This is a genomic window from Liquorilactobacillus nagelii DSM 13675, assembly GCF_019444005.1.
GTDB lineage: Bacteria > Bacillota > Bacilli > Lactobacillales > Lactobacillaceae > Liquorilactobacillus > Liquorilactobacillus nagelii.
Window position 1 is genome coordinate 174,427 of sequence record NZ_CP049304.1, and the last position, 14,208, is coordinate 188,634.

11 protein-coding genes and 1 tRNA gene are annotated in these 14,208 nt (G+C 35.2%); 3 read left to right on the top strand and 9 right to left on the bottom strand.

The window, feature by feature from the left end:
• Position 1 precedes the first annotated feature (1 nt).
• Complete coding sequence (locus tag G6O73_RS00960; RefSeq protein WP_057884807.1) at positions 2-2,629, top strand: AAA family ATPase; 2,628 nt, start codon at positions 2-4, stop codon at positions 2,627-2,629.
• Between the two features lie 130 nt (positions 2,630-2,759).
• Here the strand turns inward: G6O73_RS00960 and G6O73_RS00965 are convergent, their stop codons facing one another.
• The 6 genes from G6O73_RS00965 to G6O73_RS00990 form a co-directional block, all read right to left on the bottom strand.
• Positions 2,760-4,523, bottom strand: coding sequence for a thiamine pyrophosphate-dependent enzyme (locus G6O73_RS00965; RefSeq protein ID WP_057884808.1), 1,764 nt, complete (start codon positions 4,521-4,523; stop codon positions 2,760-2,762).
• Positions 4,524-4,726: 203 nt separating this feature from the next.
• Complete coding sequence (locus G6O73_RS00970) at positions 4,727-5,041, bottom strand: hypothetical protein (RefSeq protein WP_057884809.1); 315 nt, start codon at positions 5,039-5,041, stop codon at positions 4,727-4,729.
• Positions 5,042-5,292: 251 nt separating this feature from the next.
• Positions 5,293-5,365, bottom strand: a tRNA-Ala gene (locus G6O73_RS00975).
• Positions 5,366-5,444: 79 nt separating this feature from the next.
• Complete coding sequence (locus G6O73_RS00980) at positions 5,445-7,289, bottom strand: ABC transporter ATP-binding protein (protein WP_057884810.1); 1,845 nt, start codon at positions 7,287-7,289, stop codon at positions 5,445-5,447.
• The gene (locus G6O73_RS00985; protein ID WP_057884811.1) at positions 7,289-9,019 is read right to left on the bottom strand and encodes an ABC transporter ATP-binding protein; all 1,731 of its coding nucleotides are present in this window, start codon (positions 9,017-9,019) and stop codon (positions 7,289-7,291) included. The genes G6O73_RS00980 and G6O73_RS00985 overlap by 1 nt, the downstream gene beginning before the upstream one ends.
• Before the next feature lie 26 nt (positions 9,020-9,045).
• On the bottom strand, positions 9,046-9,663 hold the full coding sequence (locus tag G6O73_RS00990) for a TetR/AcrR family transcriptional regulator (RefSeq protein ID WP_057884812.1): 618 nt from the start codon (positions 9,661-9,663) through the stop codon (positions 9,046-9,048).
• Positions 9,664-9,847: 184 nt separating this feature from the next.
• Between G6O73_RS00990 and manA the strand changes: the two genes are divergently transcribed.
• On the top strand, positions 9,848-10,816 hold the full coding sequence (manA, locus tag G6O73_RS00995; protein WP_057884813.1) for a mannose-6-phosphate isomerase, class I: 969 nt from the start codon (positions 9,848-9,850) through the stop codon (positions 10,814-10,816).
• A 115-nt stretch (positions 10,817-10,931) separates the two neighbouring features.
• Here the strand turns inward: manA and G6O73_RS01000 are convergent, their stop codons facing one another.
• The 3 genes from G6O73_RS01000 to G6O73_RS01010 all read right to left on the bottom strand — a co-directional run bounded on the left by G6O73_RS01000 (position 10,932) and on the right by G6O73_RS01010 (position 13,473).
• Positions 10,932-11,375, bottom strand: coding sequence for an Hsp20/alpha crystallin family protein (locus G6O73_RS01000; protein ID WP_057884814.1), 444 nt, complete (start codon positions 11,373-11,375; stop codon positions 10,932-10,934).
• 122 nt (positions 11,376-11,497) lie between these two features.
• The gene (locus G6O73_RS01005; RefSeq protein ID WP_057884815.1) at positions 11,498-12,217 is read right to left on the bottom strand and encodes a DUF554 domain-containing protein; all 720 of its coding nucleotides are present in this window, start codon (positions 12,215-12,217) and stop codon (positions 11,498-11,500) included.
• Positions 12,218-12,357: 140 nt separating this feature from the next.
• Positions 12,358-13,473 (bottom strand): glycosyltransferase, encoded by a 1,116-nt coding sequence (locus G6O73_RS01010; RefSeq protein ID WP_057884816.1) that lies wholly within the window; start codon positions 13,471-13,473, stop codon positions 12,358-12,360.
• Between the two features lie 467 nt (positions 13,474-13,940).
• Here G6O73_RS01010 and G6O73_RS01015 point away from each other — a divergent pair, with 467 nt between their 5' ends.
• Complete coding sequence (locus tag G6O73_RS01015) at positions 13,941-14,189, top strand: PspC domain-containing protein (protein ID WP_057884817.1); 249 nt, start codon at positions 13,941-13,943, stop codon at positions 14,187-14,189.
• Positions 14,190-14,208 lie beyond the last annotated feature (19 nt).

A 14,208-nucleotide genomic window follows, 5' to 3' on the forward strand; every position in this document is an offset into this window, starting at 1 on the left:
GATGAGGTTAATTAACTGCAAAATTAATGATTTTGGCAAGTTACATGATTTTGAATGGCAGTTTGATTCTGGATTAAGTTCAATCGTAGCTGAAAATGGTTGGGGCAAAAGTACTTTGACCGTATTCATAGTTGTTATGTTCTATGGTTTTGCGAATGAGCATAAGCGTAGCTTGGTTGATAATGAACGTAAACATTATCAACCTTGGCAGCAAGGAACTTATGGTGGGAAATTAACCTTTAGGACCGCTGGAAAAAAGTATTTGTTGGAGCGAACTTTTGGTGCTCGACCTAAAGAGGATTATTTTGCTTTATATGATGCAGTTACTAATTTACCTAGTAATGACTTCACGACTAAAATTGGTGAAGAGATATTTGGAATTGACCGGACTTCCTTTGAAAATACATTATTTATTGCCCAGCAAAACTGTCAAACAGATGTTACTCCGGGAATAAATGCTAAAATTGGTAATTTGTCTGGTGAACAGGCGGACATGAATAGCTATCAACTCGTTCAAGCAAGGTTTAAAGAGCAGACTAATCATTTAACACCGCGGCGAAAGACTGGGGAGCTTTATCAGGTGCAAGCCAAAATAGCTGAAATTAAAGTTGATTTAGAACGGCAACCAGTGATATTAAAACAAGTTGCTGAAAAAAAAGAAAAATTATCGCTTTTAAATGAGAAAAGACAACAGTTAAAGCAACAACAAGTTAAATTACAAGAAAGATTACAGCAATCTAGCCAAAATCAAGATCAACAATTGGCAAGTAAAAAGTATCAATTGTTGTTGCAACAAAAACAACAAATTTTAACTAAAATCAATCTGATTAAACAGCAATTTTCTGGACAGGTTCCTTCGTTAATTACTATTGAAAAGCAGCAAAAAAAAGCTGAACAAATTAATTTACTTGCAAACATGATTAAAACACCTGGGTCAACTGACAATGAACGCTTAGAACAATTACTTCAACGTCGAATTGATCAGGTTACAGTAGACCAGTTGACCAAAATGACTGCAAAAAACCAACAATTGCGAAAATTAAAATTGCAAGAACAACAAAGCGGGTTATCAACGGCTGAAATGATGCGCTTGTCAGTTGCACAAACAAAATTTGCTCAGCGACCAATAACTGAAACAAAAATTGCTGAGCTAGAAACTTGGCTTTTAGAACGGCACAAGTTGCAAGATCAATTTGAAAAAAAACAAGCTGAATATCGGGGGTGGCAGCAAGCAACTACAGGTAGTCTAAGGCGCCAAACGAGACCTAAAATATTAAATTCGAAGATTTGGTTGTTTATTAGCATTTTAATGATCGGTTTAGGAATTGTTAATTTTCAAACTAATTTATTTATGGGAATGATTTTATTTTTAATAGGTTGTTTGCTATTAATATGGAAAATACTACAACAACCTGTTCAGCCAAAGCAAGCTAATCTTCAAATTTTGCAGTTGGAAAAAGAATTGCAAGACCTGCAACAGCAAGTAGTCAAAGTTACTAACCGGATTGAACAACGGTTGCAGCAATTTGAAATTAATTGTCCTGTAAATGCGGCTTCGAATGAATTAGCAAAATTTAAAAATGAGTATCTGGATTTTCAGCAATTGAGTCAACGTAAAGCCCGAGGAATATCGGCAGCTGACCTGCAACAAATGCAACAATTACAAACAGAGTTATTGAATTTCATCAATTATTATCAAGTTGACTTGACGGCAGATTATGCAACTGCTTTGCAGCAATTGAAATTTGAAATTCAAGAATATCACCACTTGCAACATCAACAAAGCCAAACAATAGCAGCAAGAAAAAAGTATCAAGTTTTAATGAAGGAACAACAAGATTTTTTAACTAGCTTTAAACAATCAGAGACGGCAAATTTTAGTGATCAGCTACAAATTTTACGTGATCAAGTAATTACTTTACAACATGAAGAACAGCAACTGGCGAATCTGAAAGTAATGATTCAAAATTTTTTAACAGAAAATCCTACGTTTTATGCACAGAATTCTACGACATCGATAACTAACCAGCCAGATTCTCTTAGTGAATTAACTAATGAATTGAACACAGTAAAAGAAAAGTTAGAAAAAAATCAGCAAAAAGCTTGGAAAATTACTACAGTTTTGAGTGAATTTGAAAAAGAAATAAATTATTTTAATCAGTTATCCAGTCAAAAAACTGAATTTGAACAAAAGAATTTGGAACTGACCAAGCGATTTAAACTACTAACAGCGACTAGCAAGTATTTGGCTACTGCAAAAAACAATTTTTCTGCTCGATATATGGATCCGATAATGAAAAATTTTGCTCATTATTATCAAGAATTAGCTCAAGAGAACAGTCAGAATTATCGTTTAGATGCTGAGTTGAATTTAACGGCAGCAGCTTATGGAAAACAACATCAATTAAATCTTTTAAGCGAAGGATATCAAGATTTATTAGGAATTTGTCGACGTTTATCATTAATTGATGCGATGTATCAGCAAGAAAAGCCACCAATTATTTTTGATGATCCGTTTGTGAACTTAGATGCTGAAAAGTTGCAGGGTGGAATGAAGCTTTTACAGGAATTGGCCAAAGAACATCAAATAATCTACTTAACTTGTCATCCAAGTAGAACACTGAAATAGAATAAAAAAGTGAACAGATCTTAAAGCGTAAGCTGAGCAAATTATAAAATCAGGTCATTAATGTTTAAATTAATGACCTGATTTATATTTTAGTATTGTAAATTAATTACATTTAGTTGATTTAAAGAAACTATATTTCGGTATTGTTTAGACTAGTTAAGATTTCATTGAAAGCGGGTTGTTCACTTTCAGTAATTCGATATTGCTGCCGATAGTTATCAACCATTTGATCACCAAATGTTGCTCGATCAACTGGAACAAAACTTGTATCAATTGGATCAACATTCTGAATTTTAGCGTCTAAAACAATTGGTAAGCGGTTGCCATTAGCCTGTAATTCTTTAATCTTTTGCATAGAAGCTGTTAATTCGGCTAAATTAGTTACTTTAAACCCGATGGCACCAAAGTTTTCTGCCGCTTTTGCCCAATCTGCACCCAATAAATCAATTCCATACGGCGCTTGATGGGCGACTAATTTTTCGTGTTGAATAAATCCGAAAACTTTATTTTCTAAAACGACATTAATAACTGGTAACTGATATTTAACTTCAGTCAATAAATCTGGCATTACCATTGCATAGCCACCATCACCTGAGATACTCCAAACCTGTCTGTCAGGATAGCTTAATTTACCGGCCAACCCCGCTGGCAAGCCAAACCCCATTGTTCCATACCAGCCTGACATTGTAAAGCGCTGTTGTCGGTTGAGTGGTAGTTGACGAATGGCCCACTCAGTATTATTGCCGACATCAAGTCCAAAAATAGCATCATCAGTTGAGTTTTCTTTAATTGCTTTCATCACGCCTTCAGCTGTCAAACCAGCTTGATCATCATCTGCTAGTTTATTTAACCAAGCGTCCCAGTTCTTTTTGTCAATCTGGGCAGCTTTTAGAAAATTGGTTGGTGCGATTGAAAAATCAAATTCTAATAACTTTTGAAGAAAGAGTTGAGCATCTGACAAAATAGTAAGATCGGCATCACGCTGTTTACCAAGATCAGCTAAATTGTTATTAACTTGAATGAATTTGATATTATCAGGCAGGTAACGAGCAAAAGGAAAGTTAGTACCAATAAATAAAACTAAATCAGCAGCTTGAGAAACTTCAAATGCCGGTTTTGTTCCAAGGCGTCCGCGCGAACCCATAAAATTAGGATGATCGGTTGGGATTGCTCCAGTTGCCGGAGCAGTTGATAATACGGGTAAACTAAATTTTTCTGAAACTGCTATGATCTCATTTCGAGCTTTAAAAGCTCCTTTACCGACCCAAAGAATCGGATGCTTGGCTGCTTTTAAGGCTGATTTAACTTGTATTAAATCACTTTCTTTGGGGCTTGAATTTTGAACAGTTGCTTTGATTGGAGCAGTTTTGAAGCCAGAAAATTCAATCTTTTGACCGGATAAATCATCGGGAACAATTACTACTGAAACAGACTTTGTGGCATATGCTGAGCGAATCGCCTCATCGACTACATAAGGAATTTGCTCAGCATTAACAACCTGCTTGTGAAATGCAGCTACATCAGCAAAAATTGGATCTTGATTCATTTCCTGAAAGAAGTTCGTATTCATTACACCAGTCGCTGACTGTCCAACGATTGCTAAAACGGGTACGTGATCCATTTTGGCATCGTATAGTCCATTCAGTAGATGGACAGCACCAGGGCCTGCAGATCCAAAACTGACACCGATGGTTCCTGTTAATTTGGCATCTGCAGCAGCAGCTAAAGCTCCAACTTCTTCATGACGTACTTGAATATATTTCAATCGACTTCTTTCTTGATAAAAGCCATCAACAGTATTGTTGATTGAATCAGCTGTAATACCATAAAGATGATCAATATCCCAATCTATTAAAACTTTAGCGATAGCTTGTCCTGCCGTTATTTTTGTCATAAGCAATTCCTCCGTATTTAGCAAATCTATTGTTACTTTTTTTATTACAAGGATTACTATAACACAAATACCGTCATTTACAAGAGACTATTGTTATTTTTTTTATTACACGTAAAAATACTCATTTGGGAGAAGAATTAGTGAACGAATTGAAATAGATTAGTATAAAAAAAGCATTGATTTCTCAATGCTAATCTAGTTCGTTATTCTCTAACAGTAAAGCCCTTAGCTAATAAGGCATTTTTGGAAGATTCATCAGCTGGTATATAGCCAGCTGATAGCAGATCATTTATATAAAGCTTATTATAAATAAATGCAAAAACAATATTTGCAACGCCAGAAACAAGTCCAAATGACCAAAATCCGGTTACTAAATCAATTCCTAGTATAATTAGTAACCATTTCCAATCTCCTCTAAAAAGTGCTGGAAAAAATCCGAAAAAGAATACAGTCCAAGAAAATCCGGCCTTGCATTGTTTGAACTGATTTGTAACAGGATTTTTTAAATTAACCATCATAATAATCAAAGTCCTCCAATAATTTTAAAAATCTATTTAATAATATATTAAATTTATTAGAAAGTAAAGATTGCTCAAAAAAACTGCTACTCAATTTGAGTAACAGTCACTTGCCGCCAGAAGATATTTTGTGGTTTTCTTGTGGTTCTCTTTTATTACCGATTCTTAAAAACAATTAGACACGCTCTAAGCTGAAATTACCTCAACAATGCTATTTTAAGCACCATTACCATCAGTTGAAATTCATTTAATGGATCATGCCGGACTTGAACCGGCGACCTCCTACATGCGAAGCAGGCGCTCTCCCAACTGAGCTAATAACCCAAGACACTGTTATTATATCACTGCTAGTCAGGAGTCGCAAAGAATAATTTATGTTTAAGCGATATTAATCAACTTTTTATTAAAGGCTTGGAGCGGTGAATTGACTATTATAAAGATCTGCATAAAATCCCTTGGCTGCCATCAGTGAGGTATGATTGCCAGTTTCAATTATTGAACCATGATTCATCACTAAAATTTTATCAGCATCACGAATAGTTGATAAACGGTGGGCAACCACAAAACTTGTTCGTCCACTCAATAGACGATCCATAGCATGTTGAATTAAAATTTCGGTTCTAGTGTCAACTGAACTAGTTGCTTCATCAAGAATTAAAATTTCCGGATCAGCTAAAAAGGCTCGAGCAATCGTTAATAATTGTCGCTGACCTTGAGAGATATTTGAAGCTTCTTCGTTTAAAACTGTTGCATAGCCTTGAGGAAGTTGGCGAATGAAAGTATCTGCATGTGCAGCCTTAGCAGCTTGATAAATTTCTGCTTCAGTAGCATTTTCGCGTCCATATTTGATATTTTCATAAATACTGCCAGTAAACAACCAAGTATCTTGTAAAACCATTGCAAAGTGTTTTCTAACTTGGGAACGTAGCAGGTTTCTTGTGTCACGTCCATCAAGTTTTAAAGAGCCACCTTTAATATCATAGAAACGTTCTAAAAGATTAATTAAAGTAGTCTTACCAGCACCAGTTGGACCAACAATCGCAATTTTTTCACCATTAACAACCTTTAAATTCATGTTTTTAATCAAAGTTTCTTTTTGAGCATAGCCAAAGTCAACATGCTCAAATTGGATTTTGGCTGGGGTAGCAGTTTGATTGGCAATTGGTACGCTAGTCTTTTGCATTTCAGGTTCATCAAGAACTTGGAAAATTCTTTCAGCAGATGCAACAGTTGCTTGGATAGTGTTTGCCAAGTTTGCTAATTGGGTAATTGGTTGAGTAAACTGATTAACATATTGTAAAAAGGCTTGGACGTTTCCCAAGGTCAATTGACCATTAGCAACCTTTAAACCACCAACAACGGCTACACAGACATATCCGATGTTTGAAACAAAGTTCATTAAAGGCATAATTAAACCAGAAATGAATTGTGCTTTCCAAGATGAATGATAATAAATTTGATTTTGTTCTTTGAAAGCGGCAATACTTGTTTCTTCACGATTAAAAGTTTTAACGACCGTATGACCAGAAAAGCTTTCTTCAACTTGATCATTCAATAATCCCAAACTTTTTTGTTGGGCAGCAAAGTATTTTTGCGAACGAGGAGCTACAGCAGCAATTACGATGATACCTAATGGAACTGTGATACAGGCAATCAAGGTCATTTCCCAACTGATAGTTAGCATCATGAATAAAACACCGACAAAAGTTACGGCACTGGTAACGATTTGCGCTAAACTTTGCTGCAGTGTTCCTGCGATATTATCCATATCATTAATTGCTCGTGACATGATATCACCATTGGAGTGAGTGTCATAATAGACGATTGGTAGACGCTGCATTTTAGCTTTTAAATCAGCACGTAGTCGATAGACAATCTTTTGCGAAATATTAGCCATAATTAATTGTTGAAAGAATGATAGGATTGCTGAAATTAAATACATAATTCCAACAGTTAATAAAATATTTTTGATTTTAGTGAAATTAATTGGAAAACGGCTTAAATGCTGTCCAACTTTGATTTTTCGATAACCGACTAACAGGCCATTGAAAATCGTAGTTGTAGCTTCACCTAAAATTTTGGGTGAAATAATTTGGAAGATAACTGAACCAATGGCGAATGCAAATACGATAAATAAGAACCATTTCCAAGGTGCCATATACTTGCATAAACGCCAAGTAGTTTGCCAGAAATTTTTGGGCTTTTCGACTTCCTTGCCAATGTTAGCGGCAGGTCCATGTTGTGGCATTAAATCTCCTCCCCACGTAATTGTGACTTGATAATTTCTTGATAAGTTTGGTTGTGCTGTTTAAGTTCAAGATGAGTTCCTTGTCCCACAACTTGTCCACCGTCTAAAACAATGATTTGATTTGCTTGAGTAACTGTTGCAATTCTTTGGGCAACAATGATAACAATACTTTGTTTAATTTGCGGATCATTAGCTAAAGCTCGACGCAATTTAGCATCTGTCTTAAAGTCAAGAGCAGAAAATGAATCATCAAAGACATAAACAGCTGCAGGTTTAATGACTGCACGAGCAATTGCTAATCGCTGACGTTGTCCACCGGAAAAATTACTCCCATTTTGTTCAACAACTGCATCTAAACCTTGCGGTAAATCAGCGACAAAGTCTTTAGCTTGCGCGATTTCTAAAGCATGCCACATTTCAGCTTCAGACGCGTCAGTTTTTCCAATGGTTAGATTGCTGCGAATAGTTCCTTTAAAGAGAAATGCTTTTTGTTGAACTAGGGCAATTTGTTGATGCAATTCTTTTTGTGTTGTTTGACTGATATTTTGACCATTAAGCTTGATTGTTCCCTTTTCGAGATCATATAAGCGTGGAATTAAGTTGATCAAAGTTGATTTTCCTGCACCAGTTCCACCAATGATTGCCAAGGTTTGTCCACCAGTTAACTGAAAATTAACATCGCTTAGCGCAGGGTTTTCGGCATGATCATAGCGGAAGAAAACATGTCGAAATTCAAGTTTAGGCTGGTGTCTAATTGTTAATTTAGTCGGCTGTTGTTGATCCTGAATAGAATATTTGGTATCAAGCACTTCTTGAATTCTTGTTGCGGCTGCTTGTGCCCGAGGAATAAAGACAAAAACCATAGATAGCATCATGAAGCTAAATAAAATCATAGCTGCATAAGTCATGAAAGAAACTAAGTTACCAACTTGCATCGATCTTTTAGCAATTAAATTAGCACCAAGCCAAATAATTCCAATATTGGTAGCATTTAAAATTAAAGTCATGATTGGAAACATTAAAGAGACTAAGCTAAAGGCTTTAATCGCCGTGTCAGTATATGATTTATTGGCCACTTTAAAACGATTTTGTTCGAAAGTATCTTGTCTGAAAGCGCGAATGACACGAACACCAGTTAGTCCTTCACGGAAAACCAAATTAATGCGATCAATTCTTTTTTGCAGGCTTTTAAAAAGAGGGACAACAAAATACATAATTAATCCAACAGCAATTCCAAGCAAGGGCAGTGAGATTAAAAAAACACCAGTTAATTTTTTTTCACTCAAAAAGGCCATAATAATTGCTCCAATTAACATACTTGGTGCTTGGAGCATCATTCGTAAAATCATGACGGTAACATTTTGAATTTGTAAAACATCATTTGTTGTTCGGGTAATTAAAGAAGATGCACCCAATTGATCAACTTCATGGCCACTAAAGTAAAGTACTTTTTCAAAGAGTTCATCTCTTAATTTAGTACCAAGTTTTTGAGCTTGAGTTGAAGCAAAATAGACATTGCCTGCTGAAGCAATGATTCCAATTAAAGCAATCAAGAGCATTTCTTTGCCGATTTTCCAAATGTAAGCTGTGTTACCAACTGCGACACCCTTATTAATCATTGTCGATGTTAGGGTTGGTAAGTTAAGATTACAAAAAACTTGAATCATCATGAAAATCGTTGCTCCTACGACAGCCCAAGGTGCTAATCGTTGACGTACAATTTTGTACATAGGAAACCTCCAATTTGTAAATAATGTTAATTAATTGCAACACCGTTAGCTAACCAGTCGAGCATTAACAAACAGCGCTTTTTAATTTGTTCAACAGTTGGTTGAGTTTGTGAACGGCTATTAATAAAATAGCTGCCAATTGAGCGGAAAAAAATATTTAAAATCATTTCAATTAAATAACGAAAATCTTCTAAATTGTTGACTTTCAGTCGACTGAGATCAGTCTGTTGATAGAGATCATTTACTAATTGTTGACGACTGCCATGGTGCAAAAAGCGATGCAAACGAAAATCATGAGCGGTAATCATGGTTTGATAAAAATCAGCATACGTACCATGGAGAACATCTTCAATACTGATAGTAAAGAAGTGTTTAGTGGCGGCAATTAAATCACCTTGGTTGGCAATTAAAGTATCTAAAAATATTTGGTTACGTTCATTTTGAATTTGACCGACAAAATAAAGGTAGCAGTCAAGTTTGTCCTCAAAGTATTGATAGAAACTACCTCGAGAAATACCAGCCATTTTAACAATTTCGCTAATTGCCGAATCAGCAAAGCTTTTATGTGAAAATTCCGCTTTACTAGCCACGAACAAACGTTGTTTCTTTGCCGGTTCAAGATTGTAAAATGTATCTTTAGGCATAGCATAAATCCTTTCTATTAATTCATGACGCAGTGTCACATGACGACATGTCACATTATAAAAGATCTTTTGTGAAAAAACAAGGATTGAGGGGGAATTATTTTCTTTATTAACGAAGAAAACCGTTTCATGCTATACTTGATTCAGGACAAAAATTTAAATAACGGGTAATTTGGAGGCAAATATGATAGAACCCTTGTTTTTAAAACCATATTTTCAAGAAAAGATGTGGGGTGGGACTCGGCTGAAAAGTGAATTTGGTTACCAAATACCAAGTGATCACACAGGCGAATGTTGGGCAATTTCGGCACATCCTCACGGCCGGGCAATTGTTGAGAATGGAGAATTTTCAGGCGTACCGCTTGATCAACTTTGGCAAGAACACCGTGAACTTTTTGGAAATGCTAAAGGAAAAGTTTTTCCATTGCTGACTAAAATATTAGATGCTCACAGAGACTTGTCAGTACAAGTTCATCCAGATGATAATTACGCGGCCGAACATGAACATGAATTAGGCAAAACTGAATGTTGGTATATTATTGCAGCCAAACCAGATGCTAAACTAATTTATGGTCATACCGCTCAAACACGTGCCGAGTTAGCTGAAATGATTAAGCAGCAAAAATGGCAGCAATTATTACGTTATGTTCCAGTTAAAGCTGGTGATTTCTTTTATGTACCTAGTGGCACAATCCATGCTCTCGGCGCGGGAATTATGGCATTAGAAACACAACAAAGTTCGGATACGACTTATCGAGTTTATGATTTTGACCGAGTTGATCCAACAACTCATCAAAAGAGACAGTTGCATTTGCAACAGTCAATTGACGTCACGAATGTTCCACACGTTGATCCGAGATTACAATCGAAAAAATATCGAGTGGGGGATGCACAAGTGATCCAATACGTGGAGACTGACTTTTTTGCGGTTTATCGTTGGGACTTGACTGGTGGTGGAACAGCAAATTTTGTTCGAAAAGACGCACCTTATACGTTGATGTCGGTTTTATCTGGAAGTGGCCAATTACAAATTAATGGACAAGACTATTCTTTGAAAAAAGGTCAGCATCTAATTTTGCCATTTCAAGTTAAATCATGGAAAATTAGTGGTCAATTAGAAATTATTGCATCAGAACCCGGGGAAAAGTCTTAGTACTTAGCTACATGGACAAGATTAAGATATAGGTCAACGTGAAATTTTCTCAAAACTAAATGAGCGGTTAGGTCAAAAGGTACTTTTTGACCTAACCGCTCATTAATTAGCAAAGTTATTCAATTTCAATATGACTCGCACTATCTTCAACTTTTTCAACCTTTGGCAAAGTTAAATTTAAAACACCTTCATTATATTTTGCACTAACTTTGTCACGATCTACATCGGGTAAATGATATTGTCTTGAAAATTCGCCATAGGAACGTTCACTGTAGACAGTATTTCCTTCTTTGTCGCTTTCATCACTAAAACTATCACGTGTTCCAGCAATTGATAAAACATCATTATCATAGTTGATATGAATATTTTTTTTATCAAAACCCGGCATATCAATTTTTACTTGATAGGCATCTTTAGTCTCTTTAATATCTGTTTTTAAATCACCTTTAATTGGCAATTTATTGAAAACATTTTTTCCAAAGTTCTTAAAGAAGTCATCATTCATCCAGCCACCTAAATTATCCAGTAAACCATTATAACGATTTAAATCATTAGCCATCTAAAATCATCCTTTCTTTAATTCCTCGCTTCATCTTCTATAATAAACATTTTGGCCATAAATGCAATTAATTAGCACTCTTAATTATCGAGTGCTAATTAATGATGATTATCAAGAAAAATCTATTCAAAAACTGCATAAAGCACTACGATCAAAATTGCAGGGAGCATATTAGCGACTCGTATTTTGCAATTTAAAAGAAGATTCAGACCGATGCAAAAAATGAGCATCGAACCTACCAGGGAGATCCCATTCGTCATTGAAGTACTCAACCAAGGTGAAATAATTGCCGCTAACAAGGTAATGCTACCCTGAAAAATAAAAATTGGCAAAGCACAAAAAATTGCGCCAATTCCAAGCGCAGCTGTGTATAATGCTACAATTACACCATCTAAAATTGCTTTAGTAAACAGCATAGTTGGATCATGTGCTAAAGCATCTTGTAATGGACCGATGATTGCCATGGCTCCAACGCAAGTCGTCAAAGTAGCAATTACAAACGCATCAATGAATTTTGAATCATTTTGTCGACCAACACGTGTACGTAACCAATTTCCTAAACGATTAAATTGCCCCTCAATATTTAACAGCTCACCAATAAAGGCTCCCAGAGCTAATGAAATTGCAGCCATCATAGTGCCTTTAGTTGTTAAAAGATGGTGTTGAATCACTAAAATTTGACTTAAGGCACCAGAGATACCAATAAAAATTACAGCTGTTCCAAGTGCTTGCATTAAAGTTTCTTGCATTTTTTTGGTTAAAATCCGTTGAAAAAGATAACCACCCAATCCTCCAGCAATAACAGCTCCAGTATTGACGATAGTTCCAATTCCGATAAACATTAAAATCCCCCCAGGTTAAAAATCTCGCATTAACGATGTTAAACTATTCTAACATTTTCTAACGGAAAACGGCTGTATTTTTTTAAGATCATAATACGGAATTGAAATAAAAAAAGCTGCAGTTAGTTGCTGCAACCTTTTTAATCAGTCCTAGTTTGTTCTAGAGTGTTATTTTGAGTGAAGTTAAAAGTTAATTTTTGAGTTTTGCCGGTCACATAACAATAAATTTCTTGTAAATGTCGAATATAGTTTCTAACATCAAACATTTTAATAGTTTGTTGGACTTGCTGATGGTTATAGGCAAAGCGATTAAGATAAAGCCAAGTACAGGCATTAGCAAAAGCAGTAGCATCATTCATTGGAGTTAAAATTCCATTTTTTTGATTGATAATATCTTGTGGACCAGTAGGACAATTGGTCGAGATAACCGGTAATCCTCGAGAAATTGCTTCAACAAGCACCATCGGAAAACCTTCATAATTTGAGCTTAGTAAGAGAGCATCAGCTTGACGGATTTTTTCCCAAGGATCTGGCAGCCAACCATGCCAAGTGATTTTTTCTGCGATGTTTAATTTTTGAGCATAATACTTAACTTTTGCTAAATCATAGCCTTTGCCAAACATATCTAATCGCCAAGGAATTTGTAATAATTTGAGAGAGTCAAATAACAACCGAATATTTTTTTGACCATCAAGGATCATTCGACCGATGAAGACTGGATGGAATGGCTGATTTTTGGGGGGAATGGGAATAATAGGTTGACGTTCAATGGTTACAGGGTTGTATATAAGAAAAATTTTAGCAGCTGGAACGCCTAATTCTTGCAGTTGCTTTTCAATACCAGAACTGATAGCTAGATGATAATCTGGAAACTGTAAATCATCTTGACTGAAAAAATCTGTTTCCTTAATGGAAGTATGTCCCCAAGAAACAATCTGATAATTCAAATGGTATTGTTGCCTTATTTTAGCAGCTAATCGATTGGCTTTTCCCTCTAATCCTAAAACGATATCTGGTTGATAAGTAAGTAAGTTTTGTGTAATAAATTCTAGCTGCTCATTTTTCGTGACAGTTGAACAAATTTTAACCTGTTGACCAGTTGTTCGTTTAATCCATTGAAGCCACTCGGGATGATCGCCACTGTGTGGAACTAAAACTAAATAAGTGTTGTTTAAATCATGGTTTAGCAATTCAGTAATTACACGTTCGGTGCCACCATGGCCTTCAAGATATTGTGTTATTAGAGCAATTTTCATAAAACAGCGGCTTCCTTTCTGAAAAATAAATAGTAAGTAAAAAATAGGTAGTTACGACCAGTCGTTGGTCTGTAAAAATTAAATTGGGAGGTTATCATTAGGTTAGACATTTCATAAATCAAAGTTAGTAGCAATTATCCATAATAGACAACCAATAAAGAATTTCTATTTCCTGAGATTAAAATAAATAATCTAGTATATATCAATCAGGCTAAATTAAAAAATATTATTTAATAATATTATATGTCAGTATAAACCTATTGTTAAATATAATGAACTTTTAGTAATCTTTATTCTATTTACTTATAATGGAAATTTTTATTTGTGATATTTTGCTATTTGGAATATTTGTTTCAGAAAATAGTTAGCTCAAGTTTATTTGTGTACAATCAATTGAACTTGAAATTAAATCATAGTAATCTTGTAGTAAGGGAGTGTTTGAACAATTAATCATAAGGAGAGCAATTATGAATAGACAACGAAAATTGACTAAATCGGCTGATAAAATAGTTTCTGGTGTATTTGGTGGAATTGCTGAATACTTTTCATGGGATAAATCTTGGACGAGAATTATCGGAGCACTTTTGATTATTTTCCCTGGACAGATATTTTTAGGAATTTTATTATACGTGATTGCGGCTATTGTAATGCCTGATCAGCAAAAACCTTTAAAGCAGAAAGATGACACTATTATTGATGGTGATTTTCGCGAATAATTAATTTGGCTTATACCAG

Bases quoted from the DNA above. Each gene is read 5' to 3' on its own strand.
- G6O73_RS01010 (WP_057884816.1), bottom strand. From the start codon at position 13,473: ATGAAAATTGCTCTAATAACACAATATCTTGAAGGCCATGGTGGCACC.
- G6O73_RS00965 (WP_057884808.1), bottom strand. From the start codon at position 4,523: ATGACAAAAATAACGGCAGGACAAGCTATCGCTAAAGTTTTAATAGAT.
- manA (WP_057884813.1), top strand. From the start codon at position 9,848: ATGATAGAACCCTTGTTTTTAAAACCATATTTTCAAGAAAAGATGTGG.
- G6O73_RS01015 (WP_057884817.1), top strand. From the start codon at position 13,941: ATGAATAGACAACGAAAATTGACTAAATCGGCTGATAAAATAGTTTCT.
- G6O73_RS00990 (WP_057884812.1), bottom strand. From the start codon at position 9,663: ATGCCTAAAGATACATTTTACAATCTTGAACCGGCAAAGAAACAACGT.
- G6O73_RS00970 (WP_057884809.1), bottom strand. From the start codon at position 5,041: ATGATGGTTAATTTAAAAAATCCTGTTACAAATCAGTTCAAACAATGC.
- G6O73_RS01000 (WP_057884814.1), bottom strand. From the start codon at position 11,375: ATGGCTAATGATTTAAATCGTTATAATGGTTTACTGGATAATTTAGGT.
- G6O73_RS00985 (WP_057884811.1), bottom strand. From the start codon at position 9,019: ATGTACAAAATTGTACGTCAACGATTAGCACCTTGGGCTGTCGTAGGA.
- G6O73_RS01005 (WP_057884815.1), bottom strand. From the start codon at position 12,217: ATGTTTATCGGAATTGGAACTATCGTCAATACTGGAGCTGTTATTGCT.
- G6O73_RS00960 (WP_057884807.1), top strand. From the start codon at position 2: ATGAGGTTAATTAACTGCAAAATTAATGATTTTGGCAAGTTACATGAT.
- G6O73_RS00980 (WP_057884810.1), bottom strand. From the start codon at position 7,289: ATGCCACAACATGGACCTGCCGCTAACATTGGCAAGGAAGTCGAAAAG.